The organism is Salinimicrobium sp. TIG7-5_MAKvit (assembly GCF_049569215.1).
Taxonomy (GTDB): Bacteria; Bacteroidota; Bacteroidia; order Flavobacteriales; family Flavobacteriaceae; genus Salinimicrobium; species Salinimicrobium profundisediminis.
In genome coordinates, this window is sequence record NZ_CP145903.1 from 2,959,884 (window position 1) to 2,985,444 (window position 25,561).

Below are 25,561 nucleotides of genomic sequence, written 5' to 3' on the forward strand. Positions count from 1 at the left end.
CTGCCCAGATAAGATATAGTTTCCAGCTCCAAATTCTTTGAAATATTTCTTAAAAAATAGGGTCTTCGGCTGATTTTAGCTAATTTGAAAGGAGAATAAAAAATCAACCACTATGCCAGAACTACCCGAAATTACGCTGTACAAAGAATATCTCGATGCTACTGCACTGGATAAAAAAATCACGTCTATAGATTTTTTGAATACCAGCGGATTACAGGCACCAAAAGAAGCGTTTATTAAAGCTTTTGAAGGAAATAAATTTACAGGCAGCCGTAGATTAGGGAAATATCTTTTTATCGAGACCTCGGGAGAAAAAGCTTTGGTTTTGCATTTTGGAATGACAGGAAAGCTGGAGTATTACAAGAATCAGGATCCGCCGAAGTATTCCGGAGTGGTTTTTTCTTTTGAGGATAACGATCACCTGGCTTTTGTGTGCAGAAGGAAACTGGGTAAACTTTTTATTGCTGAAAGCCTGGAAGAATTCAGGCAGCGAAAAGAGTTGGGCCATGATGCGCTAGATCTTTCGGAAGATGAATTCCTTGAACTGCTTGAATCTAAAACCGGAAGCATCAAAGGAGTGTTGACAGATCAACATGTGCTGGCAGGAATTGGCAATTTGTATTCTGATGAAATGCTGTACCAGTGCAAGATACATCCGAAGACAAAGACGAATTTAATTTCAGAAAAACATAAGAAGCAGCTGTTCAGAAAGATGCGAAAAGTGCTTGAAATGGCTATAAAAAAGGAAGGAGTACGAAAGGATTTCCCCGATTCTTATCTCATTAAACATCGAAAAGAAGGTGATGACTGCCCCGCTTGTGAAGGAAAGATCAAACAGATCAAGGTCTCAGGCCGTAGCACTTATTTTTGCCCATCCTGTCAAAAAGAGCAAAAATGAAGGTGCATATAGGTTGTTCGGGCTATAACTATAAAGACTGGCGGGGAGCTTTTTACCCGCAAAAAATGGCGCAGCGCAAGTGGCTGGAGCATTATTCTGCCATTTTTGACACCGTAGAGATCAACAATACATTTTACAGGTTTCCCAGGGAAAAAGTATTACATACATGGAAAGAGACTGTGGAGAAAACTTTCCAGTTTACTTTAAAAGGACACCGGTACATCACCCACCGCAAAAAGCTAAAGGATGTTACTCAAAGCGTGAAGGATTTTGAAAGTCTTGCAAGGCTTTTAAAGCAGAACCTTGGCTGCATTTTATGGCAGTTGCCGCCAAACCTGCACCGGAATGATGAGAAGCTCAGGGAGTTTTGTAAAACGCTTGATCCAACATTAAAAAATGTGCTTGAATTTCGTCATGATTCATGGTATGATGAAGGAGTATTTGATATCCTGAAGGAGCACAACATCATCTTCAGCTCAATTTCAAGTCCCGAATTTCCTGAAGAACTAATCACTACGGGCAAAACAGGCTACCTCCGTTTTCACGGCACAGGTAAAGACTGGTATGATTACCTTTATTCTAAAGATGAAATAAAGGAATGGCATAAAAAGATCATGGATAGTGGGCTCAAGGAAATTTATATTTATTATAATAATGACATACATGCTCATGCCCCCAAAAATGCACAGCAGCTAAAAGAGCTTTTTGGGCAGACTAATTAAACCACCATCTCCATCCCGTCGTGTGCCGGTACCAGCGGGATTTCTTCTTCAAGGTCTTTGATCTTTTGTTTGCTGTTATGCGGAGTGTCTTCAAAGAACCACTCGCCATAGTGACAAAAGACAATTTCTTTGGCGAGCGGAGATAAGAGGTGAATGAGATTGGGAACACCGGTGTGGCCAAAGATCCTGTCTTTCTTTCGATTAATTCGTCCGCCTTTCTTTATAAAGGTAGCTTCGGTGATCACGAGATCTAATGGCGGTAAATCGGCAAGGTTAGCTTTTTCTATCCATGCCACATCTCCTGTAATAAAGATCCTTTTTCCGGCTTTTTCGATGATATAGCCAAGGGAGGTTAATCTTAGGGCATGAATAACAGGAATAGGAGTAAAGGTATATCCTTCTACTTCAAATTTTCCTGCAATCACCTTGAGCTGCGGAATGAGGTCGTGGTCTTCGGGCCCAAAAAGGGGAATTTTGGGTATGAATTTTTCTTTATTCGGAACAAAAAAAGCGTGATCTGGATGAAAGTGGGTAAAGACCACAGCTTTTGGCTTGTTATCCATATATTTTTCTTCCCCTACATCAATCAGGATCTTATCATCTATTAAAAATCCGGTGTGATTAACATGATTTTCAGCTTTGGGTTCTATTTTTCCGCGGGTGCCTAGGATCTTTATCTTCATATTTTATTTTAAATTCCGAAGGGATAAGTTTCAGGAGTTTTGCTGCCGTCAGGTTGCAGGTGTAATGGGTGAAGACCTTTGGTCTTATCAATATATAAAAAGGCATCGTATCTTTTTGACATTTTTGAAGATACATAATTGCCACGCTCCCTGTGTGGATCGTAAACCACACCAACCGCCCGATGACCTATCCTGTCCTGTAGTTTTTTGTACAAGTCGGTACCTTCTTCAAAAAGCAGTAGTTTATTTTCGGCGCCAACGGTATGCAGTTTTCTTTCAATACTTCCTTCAATACCTTTTGGCAGGTCCATTTTTTTCATGGGTGCGCCCCAAAAATCTCCTGCGATCACAGAACCTTCCATACGAGCCAAAGCCCACCAGATAGACCCCGTCATCGCTGTGTTGCATCCTCACCAGTTGCCCTACATTGTGAAGGCCCTGTGCTGCCATACCTGTTGCCCTGGCGTCGCCTACATGGGTATTGTGTTCCCAAACGATTACTTTAGTGTCTTCTCCATGATAATCTGTAAGCGTGTTGAGCGTTTCTACCATATGGCTGTCGCGTACGTTCCATGAAGAGTGGTCAAACTGAGCCATGGCCTCGTAGTATTTTTCGGCATTTTTGAGTACCAGGGAATTTAGTTCGGCATTGAGCCCTGCTTCCGGTTCATTTTCATATTGAGAAGTCTTTTGCCTCACTTCCTTTAACAGCTGTACCACTTCGTTGCGGCACTTTTGTTTGAGGCCGCGGTAAGCTGTAACATAAGAATCGTTTTGCCGGTAAGGTTCGAAACAATCGGCGGTGCGCTTTGCCAGCGCGGCTACTTCAGGATCTTCTTTTTCAAGGTAGTTCACTATGATCTCCATAGATTCCCAGAGGCTGTACACATCAAGCCCGTAAAATCCTATTTTATTCTTTGTATCCAGGTCTTTATTGTAGCCTTTCATCCATTGGGCGAAAGCGGCAACCTCCCAGTTGGCCCACATCCATGTTGGCCAGCGCTTAAAATTTTTGAGCACATCGGGAATGTTTGCAGGGGTGCCGGGAAGATCTTTCACCCAGCGATTGATCTCAAAACAATCTGGCCAGTCACCTTCCACAGCTACGAATGAAAAGCCTTTCTCTTTTATAAGCCGTTTGGAAATTTCAGCTCGCCACGTATAATATTCGTGTGTGCCATGACTGGCTTCCCCAAGCAGCACATATTTTGAATCTCCTATTTTCTCCAGAAGCGGATCCAGGTCTTCTGCATGCTCCAGAGGTTTGATATATTCTTTTTCCTTATCCAGTTGCATATCAGTGGTTTTTATAGAATATAATGTACAAAATCTGAAGCCTTAATGGAAGAGATAAGGTGTGTCTTTAGAAAAGTTTAAGTTGGAATTAATTCTTTTTTAAAAGTCTTTTGATTAATTTAGAAATTATGCAAACAGCTCAAATTGTAATTGGTCTCGCTATTATTCTATTTACCTATCTGGATTTTTTTCACACCACCCTTTCCGGAAATGGGTTTGGGATCTTCTCAAGAATAGTAAACCAGATCCTGAATAGGATCATGATTCAAAACCGGACCCGTACTATTTTTAAATTCTCCGGAATAACCCATCTTTTAATCACGACATTTCTTTGGATGTTGTTGTTATTCATTGGAACATACATTGTTTTTAGTGCCGGAGAAGAAATGGTGGTGAATAGCACTACAGGCCTGCCAGCCACACATCCCGAAAGATTCTACTATACCGGATATGTGCTATCAACACTGGGGATTGGAGATTTCGTTCCGGGAACAGATACCAGCAGGATACTTACCGGAATATTGTCTTTTTCGGGGTTCATTCTTATCACTACGGGGTTAACTTATCTTTTAAGTGTTATCAATGCCGTACTGGCCAAAAAGCAACTTTCCTTTCTTATTTCTACTATGGGAAATGATATTGAAGAGATCTTTATTTTCTTTAAACAACAGGACGATCTAGAAAATTTGATCTCGAATGCAGGAGATGTTAGACAGCAAATTTTAAAAAATGCCAGTAGTTACCTGGCTTTTCCCATGGCTAATTATTTTCTTTCCAAGAATCATGAGTCGGCTCTTATTTTACAGCTGGCCCGGCTTTATGAAGTAATCATGATCATTCGGCTCGACTGGAGTGAGGAAACTGTTCAATATAAGAAGTTAAGTGCGATCATTAATGGTATTAAAAAGTACCTGGAGCTGGGGCTTGAAGATGCCAATGCAGCCAGTCATAATGAAGAGGAGTTAAAAACTTACAGAAGTCACTGGATGAATCATGGGTATTATTTCAAAAATGATTTGGCTGTTGACAAGCAGTTTTCTTCAAGTCTTAAATATGCCGGTTGGAACTGGAAAGAAGTGTATAAGCTTAAGGATGAAGAGTAGGAATAAAAAAAGGCTGCTCAAAAATGGCATTTTTGAGCAGCCTTTTTTTGGAGCTTAGGAAGCTTAGTTGGTAAGTTCCTGCTTTACTCTCTCCTGGAGTTGGGCATCTTGTTGCAATTGATTTGCAATTTCTTCATACCGCTTAACTGAAAGTCCGCTTTCTGTGATCATGCTTTCCATTTCCTTGCGGAATTCTAATTGCATTTCGTTGAGCGCCTTGATAATGGCGTCATATTGCTTTTCTTCTTCTTTAGTAAGATCGGCTTCTGCCTGAGGGTTCATTTGCGCCTGGTGGATGGTATTGAACCTGGCTATTTCCATACCTTCCTTGGTTATAATTTCGCTTAGATCCTTCTGGGCTTCCTGGTTTATCATGCGCATCTTTTGAAAGGTCACCGAAAATTGTTCAATTTCTTTATCTGTAACATCCGATTGTGCTATTAAAGTAGAGGTGCCTATCATCATGAAAAATAAGAGGCCAAAGATCTTCATTTTACTTATAATCATATTTTTTCTGTTAGGTTTAGCACAAACCTAAAGTTAATGATTCAAAAAGGCAAAAAAAGACTGATTTTTTGCCTAAATCTAAAGAAATACGCTTCTTTATTCTCAAAAATGGCAAAAAATGAAGTTATTTTTTCTGTGTCCTGCTTAAACGGTTTCCTTTAATGCCGATAGATCAAGTTTTACCTGTCCGCGCAAAATATCTTCAAAAGTTTCTCTTTTTCTAATCAAATGGGCTTCTCCATTGTACCATAGAACTTCAGGTGGGCGGTAGCGGGAATTGAAGTTGCTGGCCATTGAGTAGCAATACGCACCTGCATTGCTAAAAGCAAGAAGGTCTCCTTCTTTGATCTCAGGGATTCGGCGGTTGCTCGCAAAAGTGTCGGTTTCGCAAATATATCCTACTACCGAGTAGAACCTTTCTTTGCCTTCGGGATTTGAAAGGTTGTGAATTTCATGTCTTGAGCCGTAGAACATGGGGCGAATAAGGTGGTTAAAGCCACTGTCTACTCCTGCAAAAACAGTAGAGGTGGTTTGTTTGATCACATTCACACGGGCCACAAATTTCCCGGCTTCACTCACCAGGTACTTACCTGGTTCAAAAGCAAGGGTGAGATCGCGGCCATATTCTTTACAAAAAGATTTGAATTTTGCAGTGAGTTTTCCTCCCAGTTCTTCAATATTGGTCTCAATATCACCTTCTTTATAAGGTACTTTAAAGCCACTGCCAAAGTCCATGAATTCAAGATCTTTGAAATTTCGGGCGGTTTCAAAAAGAATTTCCGAAGCATACAAAAACACTTCAATATCAAGGATGTCGCTCCCGGTGTGCATGTGTATGCCGTTTATGTGCATGCCGGTGTTTTCAACAATACGCAGAAGGTGCGGTATCTGGTGAATGGAAACCCCAAATTTTGAATCGATATGGCCTACAGAAATATTCGTATTTCCGCCAGCCATTACATGCGGATTTATCCTGATACAAACCGGAACATCTGGATTCCGGGTTCCAAACTGCTCGAGGATAGAAAGGTTATCAATATTAATTTGTACCCCAAGGGCGGCAACTGCTTCTATTTCTTCAAGAGAAACGCCGTTTGGAGTATAAATAATATTAGCTGGATCTACGCCTGCTTCAAGCCCTAATTTCACTTCCTGTATAGAAACGGTGTCAAGCCCGGCGCCCAATTGCTGAAACAACCCAAGTACCGAAATATTGGAAAGTGCCTTAACAGCGTAGTGTATTCTAAGGTTCTTTACCCCGCTAAAAGCACTGGTAAGTCTATTGTATTGGGAAATGATCTTTTCGGCATCATATACGTATACGGGGCTGCCAAATTTTTCTGATATTTCTAAAAGGTCCTGGTTGTTCATAAGTTCATTATTACGGTCACAAAAGTAAAATGGATTTTTGGCTTTTGCCTACAGCCTGTCTAAAATTAACCAATTCTAACAAAATGTTATTTATAACAGGGAGGAAAGCTACAAATTTAGCAGTTCCCAGTCGGGGTAGATAAAAGAATTTTTGTAATTTCAAGTTGTTAATCAGGTATCTATGAAGTCCAGGTTGGCCCTTTTTCCATTACAGAGTATAGTGTTTCCGGGAGAGGTCTTGCCCCTGCATATTTTTGAGCCACGTTATAAAGAACTTATAGACGATTGCGAAAGTACCGGCATTAAGTTTGGAATTCCCACTTATATAGAAAATAACCTGGAGTACGGCACCGAAATGGAACTTATTGAAACGGTGCGGCGTTATGAATCTGGTGCCAGGGATGTAATTTGCAAAGGGACCAGGGTTTTCAGGATTTTGGAATTTGCGCATAATGAAGCTGGAAAGATGTATGCGGGCGGTGATGTGGAATTTTTACCAGATAAGGATGATGCTTCCCAGACCCTAAAAGAGCAGTTAATAAACCTCATTTTTGAGCTCTATGTACATCTGGAAGTGCCCCGGCCAAAAATAAATATCCCCAATTTCAGGAGTTACACACTGGCTCACAAAATAGGTCTTCCCCTTCAGCAGGAATATACCTTACTAAAATTAACTTCAGAAAAAGAAAGACAGGAATTCCTCATTAATCACCTTACCATTACCATCCCTATTTTACAGGAAATGAACCGGGCAAAACAGGTGATAGAACTCAACGGGCACTTCAGAAATTACGATCCTCTCGATTTTCAGGAATTCAGACTCCGGACAAAAAATTAGAGAAAATCAACCTCTTTTATGTGGAAATTAAAAAGATTGGCAGATTCCTCTAACATTTGTTACTTTTGTGCACCTTAACGAACACTGAAGAAACACCTTATTATGAACATACACGAATATCAGGGAAAAGAAATCTTGAGCAGCTTTGGTGTCCGCACTCAGCGCGGCATTGTTGCCCAGGACGCAAAAGAGGCAGTTGAGGCTGCAAAAAAACTTACCGAACAAACCGGTACTGGATGGCATGTCATTAAAGCCCAGGTGCACGCAGGTGGACGTGGAAAAGGCGGGGGAGTAAAACTTGCCAAGAACCTACAGGAAGTGGAAGATATTGCAGGACAAATCATTGGGATGAACCTTGTTACTCCACAAACTTCTGCGGAAGGTAAAAAAGTACACCAGGTTTTGGTGGCCGAAGATGTATATTATCCCGGCGACAGCAAGCCAGAAGAATACTATATGTCTGTTCTTCTAAATCGCGCTACAGGTAAGAATATGATCATGTATTCTACAGAAGGAGGTATGGACATTGAAACAGTGGCCGAAGAAACTCCTCACCTGATATTTAATGAAGAGATTGATCCTGCAACAGGATTGCTGCCTTTCCAGGCAAGAAGGATTGCTTTCAACCTTGGGTTGAGTGGAAATGCTTTTAAAGAAATGACCAAATTTGTAATGTCGCTTTACGAAGCCTTTACAAAGTCAGATAGTTCTCTTTTTGAGATCAACCCGGTGCTTAAGACGAGTGATGATAAGATCATGGCTGTTGATGCCAAGGTGACTCTTGATGATAATGCACTTTTTCGTCATAAAGATTACGCAGAGATGCGTGATATTAGGGAAGAAAGCCCTGTTGAAGTGGAGGCACGCGAAGTTGGGCTTAACTACGTAGACCTTGACGGAAACGTAGGATGTATGGTTAACGGCGCCGGATTGGCAATGGCTACCATGGATCTTATTAAACAAGCCGGGGGAGAGCCTGCAAACTTCCTTGATGTAGGTGGTACCGCCGATGCAAAGAGAGTAGAAGAAGCTTTTAGACTTATCCTGAAGGATGAGAAAGTAAAAGCTATTTTGGTGAACATCTTTGGAGGAATCGTAAGATGTGACCGTGTGGCGCAGGGAATTGTAGATGCTTACAAAAATATGGGTGACACTATCAATGTGCCTATCATTGTTCGCCTACAGGGAACCAATGCCGACATTGCCAAGGAATTGATCGACAACAGCGGACTTGATGTGTACAGTGCTGTCGAATTCCAGGAAGCAGCAGATAAAGTTCAGGAAGTACTGGCTTAATAAGACTTACATATATAGAAAAACCCCGGAATTTCCCGGGGTTTTTTCGTTTATAATATCTTCGGAAATAATTTACCTCGAACTTTCATCTGGGAAGATTTGATAAACATTCTGCAACATTTTCATAACCCGCTTTCTTTCTTCAGAAATAGGAATTGAAATATTTTTATTCCGAAAAGTAAAGCAAAGAATAATGAAGGTGAAATCATCCTGAAGCTCTGAAAACACTCAATTTATCAGGTAATAATATAAATACTGGAAAGAAACTACAGGTAGGTTTTTGGCTTAAAAGAAGCATTAGAGTGAAAAATAACTGTAACAATCAAATTGACTAATAGTCTCTAAAGTACAATCATCAATCAATTATTTAATATTAACCTTAAAACGAACAATTATGAAACGTTGTAAATTATTTTTAGCCGCTGTAGTGATGACCTTATCAACTGTAGCCTTCGCCGGCTCTCCTTCTTCTTTTGAATTTGAAGCAAAGACAGGTTCAATAAGTTATCAAATTGAACGAATGCTCTCCGATTCCGGTTTGGTCATAGAAGAAGATTTTACTGCAACTGTATTTTTTGAAATGACTGGATCAAGAAAAATTAAGGTCCTGCTAGTTGAATCCCCAAATGAAGAAGTCAATGCTTTTTTGAAGAAGCGACTTACCAATCAAAAGCTCCACGGCGATTCCTGGAAGTCTGAAAAAGTTTATGAACTGCCGGTAAGAGTTCAGGCCACAAGATAAGTTCAAAATCCGGGGTAATACCCGGATTTTTTTATAGGCGCCTTTTCTTCATTCCTAATTCACTAATGATAACAACCGGGAAGCTGTTTCAGGAATCAAAAACCTTACATCAAAATATGTGAAACTTTTGTTAAAAATATGTAACCGTGTAACAATCAGTATTTCTAAAAGTCTTTATAGTAAATCATCAATCATCAAATCGCATCAATTATCTAAAAACGAACATCATGAAAAATTTAAAACTGTTGCTGGTAATGTGTGTAATATTTCTTTCCTTATCTGTTTCAGCAAAGGAAATCAGGAATCTAGCAAATCCCGATTCTGTCTCTGTTGAAGTTGAAAGAATGCTTGAGAACCTGGAATTAGCCAATCAATGTGAGCCACTTGAAATCACAATTTTCTTTTCTGTTTCTGAAGATCAGAAGATCCAGAGTTTGCAGGTTTCTTCTTCCAATGAGGAGGTGAATTCTTACATTCAAAAGCAATTGTCTAATGAGCAATTGCCTGTAGAAGCCTGGGTAAAAGGCAAGATTTATGAACTTACTGTAGTAAAGCGCATGAGTTAAGTCAGTACCCATTAGCTTTAAAAATAAAAAACCCGGAAGTAATCACTCCGGGTTTTTTATTTACAGGTGTAAACCACATTCTGTTTTTGGATTGTTGTTCCAGCGGCCCGATCTTTCAACTCCCGGCGAAGTACAATGGGAACATCCAATAGAATGATATCCTTTCTTTACCAGTGGGTGAAAAGGTAACTGGTGTTTTTTAATGAATTCATCCCGCTCCTCTTTAGTAACGTCCAGCAGCGGATAAAACTTTAGGATGTCTCCGCGGTTCTCGAAGATATTGAGGCTAGCACGATGTTCGCTTTGCCATTCCATGAGTCCGCTTACCCAAACGGTATACTTTGCCTTAACCAGGTCAAGGGGTTTTACCTTGTTGATATGGCAACAAAAATCGGGATCTTTTTCCCAGGTTTTATCTTTTTGTGTAAACTCGTGTTCTTCTTTTAGGGCGCTTACAGATTTTACTTTGAGTCCGTAGAGATCAGTAAGTTTTTGCCTGTATTCCAGGGTTTCGCCGAAGTGGTACCCAGTATCAATAAAATATACCAGCTGGTCGCGGTTAACGTCTGAAAATAATTTTAAAAGGAAAGCCGAAGTAGCAGCAAAAGAGCTGGTAAGCATAACTTCGGCAAGGTTAAAATCGTTGTATAGTTCTTCGATCCTTTCGTGAAGGTCGAGCTTTCGGTATTTAAGATTCAGTCTGTCAACTTCGGCAGCCGTAACAACTCTTTTATCTGCAACAATTTCCATCGGCTATTTTTTGTCTTCTTTTTTAGGCATGGGTCCGCGTTTGTAGATTACCAGTCCGTTTAAGAAGTTCCGAAGAAACTGGTCTCCACATTCCATGTATTTTGGGTGATCTTCACTTCTAAAGATCGCACCAATTTCACTTTTTGTGACCTTGAAATCAACAAGGGAGCAAATGTGAACAATATCTTCATCCCTTAGTTTTAAAGCAACTCTCAGCTTTTTGAAGATATCATTATTCGATAAAGGCATAGGTGAATTTTGAGCCGTAAAAGTACGTAACCTGAATTTAAAAATGAAGTTTGAGAGGTATAACTATAATATAAATAAACACCAGAGGATCCTAAAATGTCATTTTGTCAGCATATTTCAGTAGAATTATGTCATAAAGTCTTAATTAACCAGTTGGTATTTAATTTGCCTTACACCGAATGAAAATCAAAAGAAGTTTAATCTCAAAATATTAATGTTATGAACCTTATTAAAAGAAACACCGACAACTGGCTTCCATCTATTTTTGATGACATGTTCAAAACCGACTGGATGGACAATGGAAATTCAGGATTTAACCGTATTGGTACCAGCGTTCCTGCTGTGAATATTTCTGAAAATGATGATGCTTTTACTCTCGAACTTGCAGCGCCAGGTATGACCAAAAAGGATTTTAATCTTGAACTGGATAACGGCGTACTCACAATTTCTGCGGAAGAAAAGAAAGAGGAAGAGAAAAAAGACAATGGTGGTGGGTTTACCCGCCGCGAATTTAGTTATACCAGCTTTAAAAGAGCTTTTAGTCTTCCCGATACTGTAGAAGCCGACAAGATTTCGGCCGAGTATAAAGAAGGGGTATTAATGATCAACCTTCCCAAACGTGAAGACGCAAAGGTACAGGCAAAACGCATGATTGAGATTGGATAATATCGAAATCAAATCAAGAATTTTGAAAAAAGCGTCCTTTGGGACGCTTTTTTATTCTAAGGGGGTAAATACTCCGAGGCTTGCCTCGTTAGTAAATGTTTAAAGTCTGAAAACGTGTTCTCCTATATAATGCTCCGTGGGCTTGCCCCGGAGAAATTTACTTGTCCAGCAAAATCCATCGGTTCCCGGCGCTTTGAATGAGGTATTTCTGTCCCGGTGCAATTGTATTGACCGTAGAGTTTGTAGTAATGTCAAAAAGATCGTTACTGCCAATAAATTCGATGGTTTTAATAGTATTTCCCGGCCAGTTGAGCAGGTAAATGAGCCGGCCTTTATTTGTTGCGGCATCGGGTATGACAATGCTGCTCACCTGATTGTTGATACGCAAACTATAAGTTTCGGGCGTAATTTGAAAAGCGCCGGTGCTGGTGGCTGTAGAAGAGTAGATCCCTGTATTCGGATACTTCCATGTTACCAGTCCGTTAGCATCTGTCATAAGCACCTGATCTGCCAGTCCGCGTGTATCGGGTAATACGTAATCATTTCCTGTAGTTCCTATGCCTACTCTTCCAGCAAAGTAGCCTGCAAATACCTTTTTTGGGTCATTGCCAAAAGCCGTGCTGTAAATGCCGTAGACAAAGCCGTTGCTCTGTTCGGTGCCAATTTCATTGTAGATCCCGTAGTGGTTTTTGGTAGATCCAAAAGTCTTCCCTACATCATTATAGATTCCGTAGATCTCTTCATTGGTATTTTGGTTCACCTCGTTAAATATTCCGTAGTGAATTCCAATTCCGGCGCCACTTACCGAGTTTTTTATCCCGTATTTCTTATCCTGGGTGGCTGTGTTGTTACTGCTTAAAATGCCATAAGTTACATTCTTTGTGGTAGCGCTGGTATTTTCTACTTCCAGCGGAGTGCGAATGTTGTGATCTTCAGCATTGTCTATCATTACCTTTAATTTTACATTAGTAGAAGACCCGCCAATACTCACATTTCCTTTTCTAAATACAGCATCATCGGGGCTGGTTGAGGGGGAGGTGGTTCCTGTTTTATAAAAGTCGGAAGTAGCCTTGCCACCCACTCCCTGCCAGTTACCAGTCACCGAATCCCACCAGTAAAATCCGGGTGAAAATTACCCTTTTTGAGAGCTGAAAAATACGAGCATCCCGTGCTGCTGGGCGCTGGGATTGGTCGCAGGGAAATTTGAGATACGTGGGATAAGAATACCGTCGGTAGGTTCGGGAGAATTCGGATTTTCGGTGTAGATGTCGAGCTGAGCTTTTGGCTCATATGTGTTGATCCCTACCTGGGCTGTTATTTTTCCACAGAATAGCATCAGGAAAATCCCCGAAATTAGAAGCTTGTACACAAGTTGAAATTTTAAATCGGGGAGACACTAATGCAAATGAAGGTAGTTAATTATTTCACATATTGTAAGTTGGCTGTGAAATTTAACATTTAAGAAACTTCTTTGACTTTCTCCTGAAGCATTTTTATTTCATCTCTTAGTTTAGCAGCAGTCATAAAATCGAGTTCTTTGGCCGCAGCTTCCATAGCCTTTCTTTTTTCCCTGATGCGCTTTTCTAATTGAGGTTTGCTGAAGTATTCTGTTTCTGCTTCAGCAGCTTTTAGATCTGGAGCGACTTCATATATGTAAGGTTCAGGTTTTTTTTGCACCAGCATATTTTCGAAAGATTTCTTTAATGCGGTGGGGGTGATGTTGTTCTTCTCGTTGTACTGCAGCTGCTTTTCTCGCCTGTATTCCGTCTGGTCAATAGTTTTTTGCATACTGTCCGTGATCTTGTCGGCATACATGATGGCTTTTCCTTCCAGGTGGCGTGCGGCACGACCAATAGTTTGGGTAAGCGACCTGTTGCTGCGTAAAAATCCTTCTTTATCAGCATCGAGAATGGCAACAAGTGAAACTTCCGGAAGGTCGAGCCCTTCCCGTAGCAGGTTCACTCCCACAAGTACGTCAAAAAGGCCTTTTCTAAGGTCCTGCATAATTTCTACCCGTTCTAAAGTGTCAACATCGCTATGAATGTAACGGCAACGGATATTAATCCTGGTTAAATATTTGGTCAGTTCTTCGGCCATGCGCTTGGTAAGGGTAGTAACGAGAATCCGCTGGTCTTTATCAATCCTTAGCTGCATTTCTTCAATAAGATCATCGATCTGGTTAAGACTGGGGCGCACTTCAATTACCGGATCCAGTAAGCCGGTGGGCCTAATTACCTGCTCAATGTACATGCCCTCTGTCTTCTGAAGCTCATAATCGGCCGGGGTAGCACTTACGTAGATCACCTGATTTTGAAGTACTTCAAATTCCTCAAACTTCAACGGGCGGTTATCCATAGCTGCCGGAAGCCTGAAGCCGTAATCTACAAGCGTTTCCTTTCTTGAGCGGTCACCGCCATACATGGCATGAACCTGCGGAATGGTCACGTGGCTCTCATCAACAACCATAAGGTAATCATCGGGAAAATAATCCAGCAGGCAGAAAGGTCGTGTTCCCGGAGGTCTTCCGTCAAGATACCTGGAGTAATTCTCAATACCCGAGCAATACCCGAGTTCCCTGATCATCTCAAGATCAAAATTTGTGCGTTCATCCAACCTTTTTGCTTCGAGATGTTTTCCAATCTCCTGGAAATAACCAACCTGCTTTACGAGGTCGTCCTGTATATCTTTTATGGCGCCCTGTAAAATATCAGGGGAGGTAACAAACATGTTTGCCGGGTAAATATTGAGTCGGTCGTACTTTTCGATCACATCGTTGGTAGCGGGATCAAAAGCCTCTATTTCTTCAATCTCATCTCCAAAAAAGTGAATTCTGAAGGCATTATCAGCATAGCTCGGAAAGATATCCACGGTGTCACCTTTAATGCGGAAATTTCCGTGGGTGAACTCAGCTTCAGTCCTTGAATATAAACTTTGTACCAACTTGTGAAGCAGCTTTGTACGTGAAATTACCATGTCTCTTTCTATGGAAACCACGTTCTTCTTGAATTCTACCGGATTCCCGATTCCGTAGAGACAGGAAACTGAAGCCACAACAATCACGTCCCTTCTTCCGGAGAGGAGGGAAGAAGTGGTGCTGAGCCGTAATTTTTCAATCTCTTCGTTAATAGAAAGATCTTTTTCAATGTAAGTACCCGAGGAAGGGATAAAAGCTTCAGGCTGGTAATAATCATAATAACTCACAAAATATTCCACCGCATTCTCGGGGAAAAATTGCTTAAATTCTGAATAGAGCTGGGCTGCAAGCGTCTTATTGTGGGCAAGAACCAAAGTGGGTTTTTGCACTTCTTCGATCACATTAGCAACCGTAAAAGTTTTTCCAGATCCTGTGACCCCCAACAGGGTTTGGTATCTTTCCTTATTGTTAATACCGCTTACCAGCTGCTTTATAGCCTGCGGCTGATCTCCTGTAGGTTTAAAATCGGACTTTACTTTGAATTTCATAGACTTTTTTGCTGACCTGCAAAAATAGCCAATTTGAAGCTACCAACAAATATTGCCGGTTTCTAAAAAGTTTAAAATCAGGTTAATTAAAGATCCCTTTTCTTCAGAAGTAAATAAGACAGATAAACGAAAATCACAATCCACAACACCACTATGAGAAGCTGGTACCAGTGAATGGAATAGTCTTTTGTAATCTCTGAACCCAGTTGCGTGGCTGCCGATTGTACTGCGTTGAGCCTGGAGAAAGGCTCTCTTACCAACAAAGCCATAGATTCTAAAGGAAAGAACTGTGCAATGTTTTCAGCAATATTTGAATCCCTGAAGATCTTATATTCCATCACGCCTCTCACAATACTTTCCATGATCCACCAGATGAAGAGGAAACCCAGTGCAAAAGCCGATCTTTTTACCAAAATTCCGAGGAACATACAGAAGGCGAAAAATCCTGTGAGTTTAATGAAGTAGGCCAGGAGGTATTCCATGTCTGAAAAGATGATCGAAATCTCGGTGTAATCTGAAAAAGAAAGGCCTAAAATAAGCGAAACTACAAACAGGAAAATAGTTGATAAAAGGGCAAAAGAAACCACAGTCAGGAATTTAGAGAGCACGAATTCCTTTTTGCTCAACCCGTCAATGAGGTTCTGTTTAATTGTGCGGTTGCTGTATTCGTTAGACATCATGGATACGATCACAATGGCCAGGAACAGCTTTAAAGTCGCAGCGATGTAGCTGTTAAAATGCCAGATGTACGGGAAATTAAAAATCCCCTGATCGGCCAGCCTGAAATTCACATTCCCAAAATTGAATTCTATGGAAGCGATAAGAGCAATAAACGTAATGAGTATAAAATAGGTGGTGATTAGAACCCTTGAAGATTTACTAAACCTAAGTTTGTGATATTCTATATTGAGTAAACGTAGCATTAGGCAGAAATTTGGTTGGTTAACAATAAGAATTGTTCTTCTAAGCTCTCTTTTCGTTTTACGAGCTGGGAGAGGCTAAGGCCGTTCTCGAAGAGGTAAGTGTTTAGGGCTTCGGCTTCCAGCGGCTCTTCCAAAAATGCCGTTATGATTTCCCCTTTTTGAACCACCTTGCCAAAAGCAGGGTGGGAGTTGAGCAGGGACAGTAATTTTTCATCATTTGTAGCCTGGAGTTCGAAGAAACCAAAGCTGGCGTTCATCTGATCTACAGGGCCACTGTAAAGTTTTTCCCCTTTGCGGATAATCACCACGTGGGTGCAGACTTTTTCAACTTCATCCAGCAGGTGAGAGGCTAAGAGAATAGTCGTTCCGGTAGCAGCAATCCTGGTAATGATCTCCCTTATCTGGTGAATCCCCTGCGGGTCTAGTCCGTTTGTAGGTTCGTCAAGAATAAGGATCTCCGGGTCGTTGAGCAAAGCTGAAGCAATTGCCAGCCTTTGTTTCATCCCCAAAGAAAATGTTCGGAATTTACTGTTCCTTCTGTCCAGTAAGCCCACCATATCCAGTTTTTCATCAATGTTATTTGGTGAAACATTTTTGATCTTGCACACGAGCTCCAGGTTTTGTGCAGCTGTCATGTAAGGATAGAAATTGGGACGTTCGATGATAGCCCCTACTTTTTTTAGTGCCTGGTGCGTACTCTGTGAACCATCAAACCATTGAAAATCTCCGCTCGTCTTATTTACAACATTCAGGATGATTCCCAGGGTGGTGGATTTTCCGCTCCCATTGGGCCCTAAAATGCCATATACGTTACCTTTTTCAATGGTGAATGAGAGGTCTTTGACCGCCGTGACGGGACCAAATTTTTTAGTGAGATTATTCAGGCCAAGGATTGTCTTCAAAGTAAACCGTTTTAACATTCGACGTCTAAGTTAACGTTTTGTTACACGGCGAAATAAAAAGAAGTCTTATTTTTGAGGAAATTCAGCGTATGCGGGAAAAATTAATGTCAAAAAAGAAACCAAGCTTTCCGGTTAGCGACCGGTTCCATAAATATCTCGCAAAGTACAATCGAAACACTAAAATTCCGGTTTTTTATGATGATCTGCTGAGGTTTTCGGGGTCTATCGTAGTCTATGACCAGCACGATGAAGATACTTTTTGGGTGCGTTGCTATTATCCCGATTATGAACGGGACGATATTGATAATAGTCTTAAACAGGTTTATACCATCCTGCATTCAGATGGAAGTGACGATTCCCTGGAATTCCTCAATGTTGATGCGATCGACTACTGTACCTTCGGAAATTCAAAACCCTTCCGTATAAAGGTCAGGAATATCCTGAATGACAGTTTTACGTATTTTTATGTCAAGAAAGCGGATGCTTCCCGTATTTACGGATTGGAGTTTGAACATATACTCTCGCCGCACAGGATCAATTTTCTTGTGTACCGGGATACTTTGATTGAAGAGCATATTGCCGGTATTCCCGGAGACGTTTTTATTGAAGATGAACTGCCGTTATGCGATGACCGCGCAAAAACACAAATTGCGAAACAATTTGTAAAGTTCAATGAGCGGTGCACCATCAGGTTGTTGGGTGATATGCGTTCTTATAATTACGTGATCATCCCCACTCACGATTTTGATCATGTAGAGTACCAGATCAGGGCAATTGATTTTGATCAGCAGTGTTTTGAAGGGAATCTGAAGGTCTATCGTCCGCAGTTTTTTAAGGAAAACTTCAAGATGGTCCAATTGGTTAGTGAAAAGCTGCAGGAATCTTCCATAGAACAGTACAGGAGGGAAGAACGGTCATTATTGGCAAAAAGGATCATTAATGCCCAGTCGCGCTATAAGGAATTGATGCGCTGTATCCTCAATGATCAAATCTCTAATGAGCCGAATGTAAAGCAACTTCGAAAAGAACTCTACGAGTTTTCTAATGACATGAAATTTAAAAGAGCCCGTTCAATGGGGCAAATCTTGAGAACGGCACTTGATTTTGTGAAGAGGAATTATGAAGATGTGAATATGAAAAGACTCATTTAAAGGTTTAATGTTTAATGAAGAAGGGATAATAATAGAAAAAGAGGTCTCAAAAATGTCATTTTTGAGACCTCTTTTTCTATTAGTGCTGGTACAAGAAAAGAAGTGGACTTAACTCTTATTCTCTTTATTAAAATATACCAGGTAATAATACATTTGTCGTTCTTCATCCCATCCTTTTTCCACAAATTTTTCAGCAGATTCGGGATTGATAAAGTCCATCTTGATCTGGATATTGGTGTCTAGATTGATGGTGTTTTTAATCGATTTTCTCGCAGCTGTTACGGCTGTGTTAGAGATTGGGAAGCTGGTGAGATCTTCAATCTTGTATTTTGAAGCTTTTTCGGTCTTGTAATTCTGAAATTCAGGAACCAGAGCCGGGTTGTCTATCACTGAATTCAGGAAAGCAGCCTCTTCAAATTCATCGTTCTTGGCGAAGTAATCTACACTTCGGTTCATGAACATCACTTCTTCCTTTTTATCTTCCGCAGGAAGTACCACATCTTTTGCGAAATTCTGGCAAAACTTCAGGTACTTTTTGGTGTGGAAATTCTCATCGGCCAAAACATCAACTCCAAGGAAATTCTCCAGCCAGTATTTAGTGTCATATTTATTAGAGTCGACTGAAAGGATCTTGAAACCTTCCTCGCGATTTTTGTTGAAAATAATTGCTCCTTTGTCAAGCTTGTTCAGGTTGATTCCCTGCTGAATGATCATCTCCAGAATGCTTTCCTTTTCCTGGAACTGCAGGAAATCGTGCTTTAATTCAGACTTAAAAATACCAATAGCAGTGGTCTTTTCATTGTCAAGCATCATATTGTCAAAAAACACAACATAAACCTCCCCACTTTTAATATGCGGATGTGCCGATTGTTCAAAGAGCAGGGTAGTGATCTTTTTTGACTGCTCATGAATGGTTTGAGGTGCATCAAAGATTTTACAGGCAATGTCGTACAAAGGATTGAACTCTACATCTACTTCATTTGTAAACTGGAAATAGTTTTCTTCCTTATCTCTAAAAGGCTTTAAAAAATATTCCTTGATGAGCGGGGTGATCTCATCATTAAGATGAAAAGGCTGGGCAGAAAGAAAGATGTTCTCATTTCTGCTCTTATTGCCAACCCTATGAATAGACAGGGAGTCAATGTGAGCGTTATATAAATTGATCATATTGAAAAGTGCGGTTAAATTACCGGATTAATAAAAGCTGAAAAATAGGAAAATTGGGGACTAGTTCCAGTTTTCGTCAAAAGAAAGATCGTCGTAGTCGTCTACGTCAAAATCGTCATCGTAGTCGAGACCAAGGTCGTCATCTTCGGCCTGGAAATCTTTCTCGGGTGCGCTCACCGGGAGCTGCCCGTGAACAAAAAGCAGGTTTGGATAATCCATTTGCGGGTCGGGTTCTGCGATCTCGGCTAGCTCTACAAGAAAAGTCCACATGCTAAGAAAATCGTAGACATAGATGAGCTTGGTCTGTTGTTCAGAAACCACATCATCAAGGGTAGTCTCATTCATAACCCTTACAGAACCTGTACCTTCGGTCACATCAAACTGGGAAATCTCTTCGCCTTGGTTCCAATCATCATCACTAATGTAGAAAGAAGCTATCTCGGTGCCATCAAACCCGAAGGAGTGTAAAATGGTATTATGTAAATCTTCAAGCGTATTGTCGGCCATAATTTCTATGTCTCTAAATACGTCTTCTTCGGCATCGAGGATAATTCTAAATCTATACAGCATAAGTCAAAAAATTGGATTGCAAAGATACATTTTTAGATGACAAATTACAGCTAGCGACTAAATCTATGCAGGGTAAAAGTCATAGCCGTTAGCAGGAAAAATGCACCTACCTGGTGGGCTACACCCAGCCATAAAGGCACTGCATATATCAAGGTGAGTACACCCAGCAGAAATTGCAGAAATACAAGCCCCACCAGCCAGTTGATCCCTTTTTGCTGCGGAAGGGTAAGTTGTAAATTTCTTGATTTGTACCATATGAAGAGAATAATGGCTACCACGCCATACGCCAGATAGCGATGTACAAACTGAACGCCACTTTTACCTTCAATGAAATTACGCCACAAGGGTTTTTGCTCTATGTAAACGGTCTCGTGAATCCATTCGCCACCGGTCATTTTAGGCCAGAAATTGTGGATCCATCCGGCGTCGAGGCCGGCTACAAATGCGCCCCAGATGATTTGTAAAAGCAGGACGACCATTCCCACCCAAACCAGGTTCCTGAAGCTTTTATTGATGTCTTTTTTCTTAGGATAAACCAAATCCATAGCCACCCAAAAGCAGTAGGCAAAAGTGAGGAATGCCGTGGTTAAATGGGCAGCAAGCCTGTAATGACTCACGGCCGGCATATCTACCAGGCCACTCTTAACCATATACCAGCCTAAAAATCCCTGGAAACCACCCAAAAAGAGCAGTACGAGAGATTTGTAAATAGTAGGTTTTGTGAGTTGTTTGGTGATAAGAAAATAGAGGAAAGGTATAATGAAAACCACTCCTATTAAGCGCCCAATAAGCCTGTGGAGCCATTCCCAGAAGTAAATTCCTTTAAAATCTTCGAGAGTGAAATGGTAATGCAGTTTCTGGTATTCGGGAAACTGTTGGTAGAATTCAAATTCCTCAACCCATTGCTCTTCTGTAAGAGGTGGAATAGTGCCGGTAATGAGTTTATAATCGGATATTGATAACCCGGAATTGGTAAGGCGGGTGATTCCACCAACCACTACCATTACAAAAATTAAAAAACAGCCGGTGTACAGCCAGTAAACTACTTTTTTATTGTCTTTCATGGGGGTAAATGTGAAGGTAAAGCATGTCTTATTTTGGAGATAAACCTATTTCCTTTCCTTTTTGAAGCATATAAGCTTTTGCAGCGTCATAATCGTTGGGGATCACCCCTTCTAAAATGGCTTCTTTAATGGCATCTTTGATGATCCCAATCTCGCGTGATGGTTTCAAACTAAAAGTATCCATGATCTCTTCTCCCGAAACCGGCGGCTGGAAGTTACGTACATGGTCGCGTTCTTCAACTTCTTTAATTTTTTGCCTTACAAGCTTAAAGTTGTTGTGGTACTTTCTGTACCGTCTCAGGTTCTTGGTGGTAATATCGGCTTCACAAAGGGTCATCAGGTCTTCAATGTCTTCACCGGCATCAAAGATGAGTCGGCGTACAGCCGAATCGGTCACATCTTGTGATAACACGATAGGGCGGGAGCTCATGTACACCATTTTTTGTACAAACTTCATCTTTTCGTTGAGGGGCATTCGCAGTCTCTTGAAGAGCTTAAACACCATTTTTGAGCCTACAAATTCATGCCCATGAAAGGTCCAGCCCAGCTTTTCATCAAACTTCTTGGTGGGAGCTTTCCCAATGTCATGCAGTAATGCAGCCCAACGCAACCAGAGGTCATCTGTGTTTTCTGAAATATTATCTACAACTTCAAGCGTGTGCCAAAAATTGTCTTTGTGGCGCTGCCCTTCAATTTCATCAATCCCTTCCAAGGCTGTAAGTTCCGGAAGAATAATCCGTAATAGCCCGGTCTTATGAAGAAGGCCAAATCCTACTGAAGGTTTCGGGGAAAGCAGGATCTTGTGAAGTTCATCTACAATCCTTTCCCTCGAAATAATCTTGAGCCGCCCCCTGTTGCGAATAATTGCCTGCAGCGATTCCTTTTCAATCCTAAATTGCAATTGAGAAGCAAAACGCACTGCCCTTAACATTCTGAGAGGATCATCAGAATAGGTGATATCTGGATCTAACGGCGTGCGAATAACGCCTGCACTTAGATCCTGAAGCCCATTAAACGGGTCCAGTAGGTTTCCGTAGGTGTCTTCATTAAGGCTAAGCGCGAGGGCGTTGATTGTGAAATCCCTGCGGTTCTGGTCATCTTCAAGACTTCCGCTTTTAACGTCGGGGTTTCTGCTTTCTTCGGAATAACTTTCCTTGCGGGCACCAACAAATTCCACTTCCATGTCATAAGCCCTTAGCATGGCAGTTCCGTAGTTTTTAAAGATTTGTACTTTAGGCTTATGCGGAAGCAGCTCAGAAACTTTCTGCGCCAGTTCAATTCCGCTGCCCACAGCCACTATATCAATATCTTTGTGCTCGCCACGTTGCAGGATATAATCCCTTACAAAGCCGCCTATAACGTAACTTTCGAGTTCCAGCTCTGTGGCTGCAAGAGAAATTACTTTGAAAATATTATTGGTTAGGGCCTGTTTATAGTTGTTCACTTTTTTTATTCTTTTTTTCTGCTATGAATCTCAAATGGGCTCATTAAAAATGCTACTTTTTTTTTGCCACGAATTCACGAATAATCTTTATAAAACAATTCGTCGATGATCCAGCAGGTCTTTATGAAAATTAGCCAATATTGCTAATCGGCAATTAGACACTTTTAGGTAATTTATGCATTGAGAAATAAATTTATCATTGACATCCTCTACTGCCTTTATTTCCAGAATTATTTTATCCTGTATTACAAAATCAGCATAAAATTTATGTGACAGAACAATGTCTTTATAAGATACAGAATATTCTTTTTCGCGAGTGAATGGATTTTTTCTGTTTTTAAGTTCATATTCCAGCGCATCCTTGTATACTATTTCTGAAAACCCGCTACCTAAATTATTATATACCTCAAAAAGGGCGCCTACAATGGCATAACTCTCATTTTTGTATATAATATCGGTCATAAATTTAAAGATTCGTACTATTTGAGTAAGAGCCAGGAAATATTCGTGTATTCGTGGCTCCTTTGCTTTATATTACTTTCTAATCACCTTTACTTTCCCGTCATTACTCAGCTTAATAATAGCCGAAGGTTTAGGGGTTTTAATTGCCTGCTGTAAATTTACCACGTAGTCTACGCCATCTATGATCTCCTTGCTTATTTCGCTAAAAGAATTTGGAGTGGGTTGGCCGCTTAAGTTTGCAGAAGTAGACACCAGGGGTCGCTTCAGTTTTCTTATAAGCTGCTCGCAAAATTTGTCTTTGGTCACCCGTATCCCCAGCGTATTGTCTTCTCCTACCAGGTTTTCGGCCACTCTTATAGGCTTGTCGTAAATTATGGTGGTGGGTTTGGCAGCATATTTCAGAATGTCGTAAGCCACTTCGGGTACTTCTTCAATAAACTGGTTGAGCATTTTAAAATCAGAAACCAAACAGATCAATGCCTTTTCCTCACTTCTTCTTTTAAGGGCAAAAATCTTGTCTATAGCCTCAGGATTGGTGGCATCACAGCCAATTCCCCATACCGTATCGGTAGGATATAGAATTATTCCGCCTCTTTTAAGGACGTTAAAAGCATTGTTGAGTTCTTCAGTGTAATCTCCCATTTAGTGCGTTTTTATATGCTTCCAGGGTCTTCCCGGCCATAATCTGACTGGTAAAGGATTCAAATAGTTTGTCCCTGGATATTTTTGCAAAGTTCGGGATTACCTGCGGATTTTCAAGTAAAAACAGCAGGTTTTCGCCCAGCCCTTTAAAGTCATAAGGATCGCTCAACAGGCCGTTGATTTTATCTTCAATAACTTCGGGGATTCCGCCTACATTAGTGCTTACTACAGGAACTTTGTAATAAAAAGATTCGTAGATCACCTGGGGGATGCCTTCGTTTTTGGAAGTGTGGAGCAGGATGTCAAACTGTGGAATAAAAGCTGAAGCATTCGGAATATAACCTGAAAAAAACAGATGGTTTTCGAGATTGCATTCCTGCACAAGGTCTTTAAGAGCAGGGGTTAGCTCGCTGAAGTTACCCACCTGAAAAAAGTAGAGGTCCTTCAGGTTCTTTTTGTTTACAAGAAAATCTGCGATGCGAACAAAAGACTCAAGGTTCTTTGCATCAATATGATTCCCAATGTTGCCAATAATTTTTGAATGCTCCGGAAGCTTATATTCGCTACGTATCCAAAAAGGGCATTTTTGATCCTTATTTTTCAGGCTTGTGCCGTGATAAATTACTTCAAACCTGTCGGGATCACTCAGAGTCTCCAAGCTCACGCGTTTTGTTTCTTCTGAAACACATAAAATGCATTTAATTTTGGGGTAATTATATTTAAAAAGGGTTTGGCGGCGTGCCCTGATAGGAAAACTTGTTTTTTTACTGAAAATGAAGGGAGGCAGGTCAAAAAAATGATCGGCTAATACGGCAAGCGATAGTGCATTGGGATCGTGAATATGGATGAGGTCAATTTTTTCCCTTTTTGAGACCTGAATGATTTTTTTGACATACCTGAAGTCGAAACTCGTAAAAACGGGAGCAGTATAATGCCTTAATTCTAGATTTTTAAGGCTTTGCTCAAAAAGGCTCCCTTTTCTGCACAGTATAATATTGGATATTTCCGGATGGTGTTCAGACATCTCCAGAGAGAGGTTTTCAATATGTTTTTCACCGCCGCCCCAATTTTTTACTGCCGATAAATGAAGGATATTCATATATTTTTTCTGTATAGGTCTTTTCAAAGCCTGGTATTGCGAATTTATAATAAATCTATTCAAGGCAGGCAGGGAAGAATCTGGAAACAGGTATTTCTAAGGATGCTGTGGAGGTGATGAAGCTTATAAATTCTGAAGTTTAAAGTTAATGCAAACTCAAATAGCTAACTTTGCAAAAAGGTTGAGAAAATATGAAGGTAGTTGTAAGCGCAGCATATTCATCTTATAAAAAAGAGATTATTGATGCTTTAAACAATTTTGAAAAGGAAGGCCGAAAAATCGGTCCCGGGAAAAGAAATATTTTAAAAGCAGTAGTCATAAAGAAGAAAGAGCTTAACATTAAAGCTTTTAAGATCCCTAACGTTGTAAATAAAATTGCTTACAGGTTTTTTAGAAAATCTAAAGCCGAAAGATCTTTTATATATGCCAGTGAACTTTTAAAAAGAGGAATTAACACCCCGGCCCCTGTGGCTTATGCTGAAGAAACTACATCTTTTTCTTTTTTAAAAAGTTACTATGTTAGCGAACACCTGGAGTACGATTTAACCTTTAGGGATATTGACCTCGACAAAAAGAGGCATGAAGAAATTTTACGTGCCTTTACCAGATTCACTTTCAAATTGCATGAAGAAGGGATTGAATTCCTGGATCATTCCCCCGGAAATACACTCATTCAAATTAACGAAAACGACTACAAATTTTATCTGGTTGATCTTAACAGGATGAATTTTAAATCGCTTAATTTCAATGAGCGAATGAAGAATTTTGAACGTCTTACTCCAAACAAAAAACAGGTGGAAGTAATGGCGGATGAGTATGCTAAATTAATCAATAGGCCCAAAAACGAAGTTTTTGAAAAGATGTGGTCTTTAGTAGACACGTTCTTTAAGAACCGTGGGAAGAACAGGAAATTAAAAAAGCAATTAAAGAAGTCGGTAGGAATTAAATAGGATAAAAGGAGTTTTAACCTTTTATATGCTTCAGAAAA

The 25,561-nt window shown here is 40.5% G+C and carries 29 protein-coding genes; 10 read left to right on the forward strand and 19 right to left on the reverse strand.

What is annotated here, in order from left to right; translation table 11 throughout:
• Positions 1-112: 112 nt before the first annotated feature.
• Together V5739_RS13340 and V5739_RS13345 are read left to right on the forward strand one after the other, a co-directional pair.
• Entirely contained in the window at positions 113-898 is a 786-nt protein-coding gene (locus V5739_RS13340; RefSeq protein ID WP_423818558.1) for an Fpg/Nei family DNA glycosylase, read from the forward strand.
• Positions 895-1,620, forward strand: a complete 726-nt coding sequence (locus tag V5739_RS13345) for a DUF72 domain-containing protein (protein ID WP_423818559.1) — start codon at positions 895-897, stop codon at positions 1,618-1,620. Before V5739_RS13340 ends, V5739_RS13345 begins: the two co-directional genes overlap by 4 nt.
• Here V5739_RS13345 and V5739_RS13350 read toward each other — a convergent pair.
• From V5739_RS13350 to V5739_RS13360, 3 genes are read right to left on the reverse strand one after another with little or no spacing between them, the layout of a single operon-like run.
• Positions 1,617-2,303, reverse strand: a complete 687-nt coding sequence (locus V5739_RS13350; RefSeq protein WP_423818560.1) for an MBL fold metallo-hydrolase — start codon at positions 2,301-2,303, stop codon at positions 1,617-1,619. The genes V5739_RS13345 and V5739_RS13350 overlap by 4 nt on opposite strands.
• 8 nt (positions 2,304-2,311) lie before the next feature.
• Positions 2,312-2,614: an erythromycin esterase family protein gene (locus V5739_RS13355; RefSeq protein ID WP_423818561.1), complete on the reverse strand. Its 303-nt coding sequence runs from the start codon at positions 2,612-2,614 to the stop codon at positions 2,312-2,314.
• On the reverse strand, positions 2,592-3,599 hold the full coding sequence (locus tag V5739_RS13360) for an erythromycin esterase family protein (RefSeq protein ID WP_423818562.1): 1,008 nt from the start codon (positions 3,597-3,599) through the stop codon (positions 2,592-2,594). Before V5739_RS13360 ends, V5739_RS13355 begins: the two co-directional genes overlap by 23 nt.
• 128 nt (positions 3,600-3,727) lie before the next feature.
• Between V5739_RS13360 and V5739_RS13365 the strand changes: the two genes are divergently transcribed.
• The gene (locus V5739_RS13365) at positions 3,728-4,702 is read left to right on the forward strand and encodes a potassium channel family protein (RefSeq protein WP_423818563.1); all 975 of its coding nucleotides are present in this window, start codon (positions 3,728-3,730) and stop codon (positions 4,700-4,702) included.
• A 63-nt stretch (positions 4,703-4,765) separates the two neighbouring features.
• Here V5739_RS13365 and V5739_RS13370 read toward each other — a convergent pair whose 3' ends face one another.
• Positions 4,766-5,209: a DUF4168 domain-containing protein gene (locus V5739_RS13370; RefSeq protein WP_423818564.1), complete on the reverse strand. Its 444-nt coding sequence runs from the start codon at positions 5,207-5,209 to the stop codon at positions 4,766-4,768.
• Positions 5,210-5,353: 144 nt separating this feature from the next.
• Entirely contained in the window at positions 5,354-6,580 is a 1,227-nt protein-coding gene (lysA, locus tag V5739_RS13375) for a diaminopimelate decarboxylase (protein WP_266070309.1), read from the reverse strand.
• A 181-nt stretch (positions 6,581-6,761) separates the two neighbouring features.
• Here lysA and V5739_RS13380 point away from each other — a divergent pair, with 181 nt between their 5' ends.
• The 4 genes from V5739_RS13380 (at position 6,762) to V5739_RS13395 (ending at position 10,022) form a co-directional block, all read left to right on the forward strand.
• On the forward strand, positions 6,762-7,418 hold the full coding sequence (locus tag V5739_RS13380; RefSeq protein ID WP_423818565.1) for an LON peptidase substrate-binding domain-containing protein: 657 nt from the start codon (positions 6,762-6,764) through the stop codon (positions 7,416-7,418).
• Between the two features lie 102 nt (positions 7,419-7,520).
• Positions 7,521-8,714: an ADP-forming succinate--CoA ligase subunit beta gene (gene sucC, locus V5739_RS13385; RefSeq protein ID WP_423818566.1), complete on the forward strand. Its 1,194-nt coding sequence runs from the start codon at positions 7,521-7,523 to the stop codon at positions 8,712-8,714.
• Positions 8,715-9,108: 394 nt separating this feature from the next.
• On the forward strand, positions 9,109-9,456 hold the full coding sequence (locus V5739_RS13390) for a hypothetical protein (protein WP_423818567.1): 348 nt from the start codon (positions 9,109-9,111) through the stop codon (positions 9,454-9,456).
• Between the two features lie 227 nt (positions 9,457-9,683).
• Positions 9,684-10,022, forward strand: a complete 339-nt coding sequence (locus tag V5739_RS13395; RefSeq protein WP_423818568.1) for a hypothetical protein — start codon at positions 9,684-9,686, stop codon at positions 10,020-10,022.
• 60 nt (positions 10,023-10,082) lie between these two features.
• Here the strand turns inward: V5739_RS13395 and V5739_RS13400 are convergent, their stop codons facing one another.
• On the reverse strand, positions 10,083-10,772 hold the full coding sequence (locus V5739_RS13400; RefSeq protein WP_423818569.1) for a phosphoadenylyl-sulfate reductase: 690 nt from the start codon (positions 10,770-10,772) through the stop codon (positions 10,083-10,085).
• A gap of 3 nt (positions 10,773-10,775) precedes the next feature.
• Positions 10,776-11,021 (reverse strand): DUF1456 family protein, encoded by a 246-nt coding sequence (locus V5739_RS13405; protein ID WP_168136812.1) that lies wholly within the window; start codon positions 11,019-11,021, stop codon positions 10,776-10,778.
• Between the two features lie 219 nt (positions 11,022-11,240).
• Here V5739_RS13405 and V5739_RS13410 point away from each other — a divergent pair, with 219 nt between their 5' ends.
• Positions 11,241-11,687, forward strand: coding sequence for an Hsp20/alpha crystallin family protein (locus tag V5739_RS13410; protein ID WP_423818570.1), 447 nt, complete (start codon positions 11,241-11,243; stop codon positions 11,685-11,687).
• A gap of 157 nt (positions 11,688-11,844) precedes the next feature.
• Here V5739_RS13410 and V5739_RS13415 read toward each other — a convergent pair whose 3' ends face one another.
• The 5 genes from V5739_RS13415 to V5739_RS13435 form a co-directional block, all read right to left on the reverse strand.
• On the reverse strand, positions 11,845-12,789 hold the full coding sequence (locus V5739_RS13415; RefSeq protein WP_423818571.1) for a hypothetical protein: 945 nt from the start codon (positions 12,787-12,789) through the stop codon (positions 11,845-11,847).
• Between the two features lie 30 nt (positions 12,790-12,819).
• Positions 12,820-13,056, reverse strand: coding sequence for a hypothetical protein (locus V5739_RS13420; protein WP_423818572.1), 237 nt, complete (start codon positions 13,054-13,056; stop codon positions 12,820-12,822).
• Positions 13,057-13,145: 89 nt separating this feature from the next.
• Complete coding sequence (uvrB, locus tag V5739_RS13425; RefSeq protein WP_423818573.1) at positions 13,146-15,149, reverse strand: excinuclease ABC subunit UvrB; 2,004 nt, start codon at positions 15,147-15,149, stop codon at positions 13,146-13,148.
• Positions 15,150-15,235: 86 nt separating this feature from the next.
• A complete protein-coding gene (locus tag V5739_RS13430) occupies positions 15,236-16,072 on the reverse strand; it encodes an ABC transporter permease (protein WP_423818574.1) in 837 nt (278 codons plus the stop codon).
• Complete coding sequence (locus V5739_RS13435; protein WP_423818575.1) at positions 16,072-16,974, reverse strand: ABC transporter ATP-binding protein; 903 nt, start codon at positions 16,972-16,974, stop codon at positions 16,072-16,074. The genes V5739_RS13430 and V5739_RS13435 overlap by 1 nt, the downstream gene beginning before the upstream one ends.
• Before the next feature lie 89 nt (positions 16,975-17,063).
• Here V5739_RS13435 and V5739_RS13440 point away from each other — a divergent pair, with 89 nt between their 5' ends.
• A complete protein-coding gene (locus tag V5739_RS13440; RefSeq protein ID WP_266070296.1) occupies positions 17,064-18,125 on the forward strand; it encodes a hypothetical protein in 1,062 nt (353 codons plus the stop codon).
• Positions 18,126-18,233: 108 nt separating this feature from the next.
• Here the strand turns inward: V5739_RS13440 and V5739_RS13445 are convergent, their stop codons facing one another.
• The 7 genes from V5739_RS13445 to V5739_RS13475 all read right to left on the reverse strand — a co-directional run bounded on the left by V5739_RS13445 (position 18,234) and on the right by V5739_RS13475 (position 24,573).
• On the reverse strand, positions 18,234-19,292 hold the full coding sequence (locus V5739_RS13445; protein WP_423818576.1) for a nucleoid-associated protein: 1,059 nt from the start codon (positions 19,290-19,292) through the stop codon (positions 18,234-18,236).
• 60 nt (positions 19,293-19,352) lie between these two features.
• Positions 19,353-19,862 (reverse strand): IS1096 element passenger TnpR family protein, encoded by a 510-nt coding sequence (locus tag V5739_RS13450; protein ID WP_423818577.1) that lies wholly within the window; start codon positions 19,860-19,862, stop codon positions 19,353-19,355.
• Positions 19,863-19,912: 50 nt separating this feature from the next.
• A complete protein-coding gene (locus V5739_RS13455) occupies positions 19,913-20,926 on the reverse strand; it encodes a COX15/CtaA family protein (protein WP_266070293.1) in 1,014 nt (337 codons plus the stop codon).
• Positions 20,927-20,954: 28 nt separating this feature from the next.
• Positions 20,955-22,379: a CCA tRNA nucleotidyltransferase gene (locus tag V5739_RS13460; protein WP_423820485.1), complete on the reverse strand. Its 1,425-nt coding sequence runs from the start codon at positions 22,377-22,379 to the stop codon at positions 20,955-20,957.
• Between the two features lie 78 nt (positions 22,380-22,457).
• Complete coding sequence (locus tag V5739_RS13465) at positions 22,458-22,832, reverse strand: GxxExxY protein (RefSeq protein WP_423818578.1); 375 nt, start codon at positions 22,830-22,832, stop codon at positions 22,458-22,460.
• A 72-nt stretch (positions 22,833-22,904) separates the two neighbouring features.
• On the reverse strand, positions 22,905-23,474 hold the full coding sequence (locus V5739_RS13470) for an L-threonylcarbamoyladenylate synthase (RefSeq protein ID WP_266070290.1): 570 nt from the start codon (positions 23,472-23,474) through the stop codon (positions 22,905-22,907).
• The gene (locus tag V5739_RS13475) at positions 23,458-24,573 is read right to left on the reverse strand and encodes a glycosyltransferase family 4 protein (protein WP_423818579.1); all 1,116 of its coding nucleotides are present in this window, start codon (positions 24,571-24,573) and stop codon (positions 23,458-23,460) included. Before V5739_RS13475 ends, V5739_RS13470 begins: the two co-directional genes overlap by 17 nt.
• Before the next feature lie 191 nt (positions 24,574-24,764).
• Between V5739_RS13475 and V5739_RS13480 the strand changes: the two genes are divergently transcribed.
• Positions 24,765-25,523, forward strand: a complete 759-nt coding sequence (locus tag V5739_RS13480) for a lipopolysaccharide kinase InaA family protein (protein WP_423818580.1) — start codon at positions 24,765-24,767, stop codon at positions 25,521-25,523.
• Positions 25,524-25,561 lie beyond the last annotated feature (38 nt).

Coding starts and splice junctions, on each gene's coding strand:
- V5739_RS13445 (WP_423818576.1), bottom strand. CDS start 19,292: ATGATCAATTTATATAACGCTCACATTGACTCCCTGTCTATTCATAGG.
- V5739_RS13395 (WP_423818568.1), top strand. CDS start 9,684: ATGAAAAATTTAAAACTGTTGCTGGTAATGTGTGTAATATTTCTTTCC.
- V5739_RS13365 (WP_423818563.1), top strand. CDS start 3,728: ATGCAAACAGCTCAAATTGTAATTGGTCTCGCTATTATTCTATTTACC.
- V5739_RS13400 (WP_423818569.1), bottom strand. CDS start 10,772: ATGGAAATTGTTGCAGATAAAAGAGTTGTTACGGCTGCCGAAGTTGAC.
- V5739_RS13440 (WP_266070296.1), top strand. CDS start 17,064: ATGCGGGAAAAATTAATGTCAAAAAAGAAACCAAGCTTTCCGGTTAGC.
- V5739_RS13360 (WP_423818562.1), bottom strand. CDS start 3,599: ATGCAACTGGATAAGGAAAAAGAATATATCAAACCTCTGGAGCATGCA.
- V5739_RS13430 (WP_423818574.1), bottom strand. CDS start 16,072: ATGCTACGTTTACTCAATATAGAATATCACAAACTTAGGTTTAGTAAA.
- V5739_RS13470 (WP_266070290.1), bottom strand. CDS start 23,474: ATGGGAGATTACACTGAAGAACTCAACAATGCTTTTAACGTCCTTAAA.
- V5739_RS13480 (WP_423818580.1), top strand. CDS start 24,765: ATGAAGGTAGTTGTAAGCGCAGCATATTCATCTTATAAAAAAGAGATT.
- lysA (WP_266070309.1), bottom strand. CDS start 6,580: ATGAACAACCAGGACCTTTTAGAAATATCAGAAAAATTTGGCAGCCCC.
- V5739_RS13450 (WP_423818577.1), bottom strand. CDS start 19,862: ATGCTGTATAGATTTAGAATTATCCTCGATGCCGAAGAAGACGTATTT.
- sucC (WP_423818566.1), top strand. CDS start 7,521: ATGAACATACACGAATATCAGGGAAAAGAAATCTTGAGCAGCTTTGGT.
- V5739_RS13455 (WP_266070293.1), bottom strand. CDS start 20,926: ATGAAAGACAATAAAAAAGTAGTTTACTGGCTGTACACCGGCTGTTTT.
- V5739_RS13350 (WP_423818560.1), bottom strand. CDS start 2,303: ATGAAGATAAAGATCCTAGGCACCCGCGGAAAAATAGAACCCAAAGCT.
- V5739_RS13410 (WP_423818570.1), top strand. CDS start 11,241: ATGAACCTTATTAAAAGAAACACCGACAACTGGCTTCCATCTATTTTT.
- V5739_RS13380 (WP_423818565.1), top strand. CDS start 6,762: ATGAAGTCCAGGTTGGCCCTTTTTCCATTACAGAGTATAGTGTTTCCG.
- uvrB (WP_423818573.1), bottom strand. CDS start 15,149: ATGAAATTCAAAGTAAAGTCCGATTTTAAACCTACAGGAGATCAGCCG.
- V5739_RS13345 (WP_423818559.1), top strand. CDS start 895: ATGAAGGTGCATATAGGTTGTTCGGGCTATAACTATAAAGACTGGCGG.
- V5739_RS13390 (WP_423818567.1), top strand. CDS start 9,109: ATGAAACGTTGTAAATTATTTTTAGCCGCTGTAGTGATGACCTTATCA.
- V5739_RS13370 (WP_423818564.1), bottom strand. CDS start 5,209: ATGATTATAAGTAAAATGAAGATCTTTGGCCTCTTATTTTTCATGATG.
- V5739_RS13465 (WP_423818578.1), bottom strand. CDS start 22,832: ATGACCGATATTATATACAAAAATGAGAGTTATGCCATTGTAGGCGCC.
- V5739_RS13475 (WP_423818579.1), bottom strand. CDS start 24,573: ATGAATATCCTTCATTTATCGGCAGTAAAAAATTGGGGCGGCGGTGAA.
- V5739_RS13355 (WP_423818561.1), bottom strand. CDS start 2,614: ATGGACCTGCCAAAAGGTATTGAAGGAAGTATTGAAAGAAAACTGCAT.
- V5739_RS13340 (WP_423818558.1), top strand. CDS start 113: ATGCCAGAACTACCCGAAATTACGCTGTACAAAGAATATCTCGATGCT.
- V5739_RS13405 (WP_168136812.1), bottom strand. CDS start 11,021: ATGCCTTTATCGAATAATGATATCTTCAAAAAGCTGAGAGTTGCTTTA.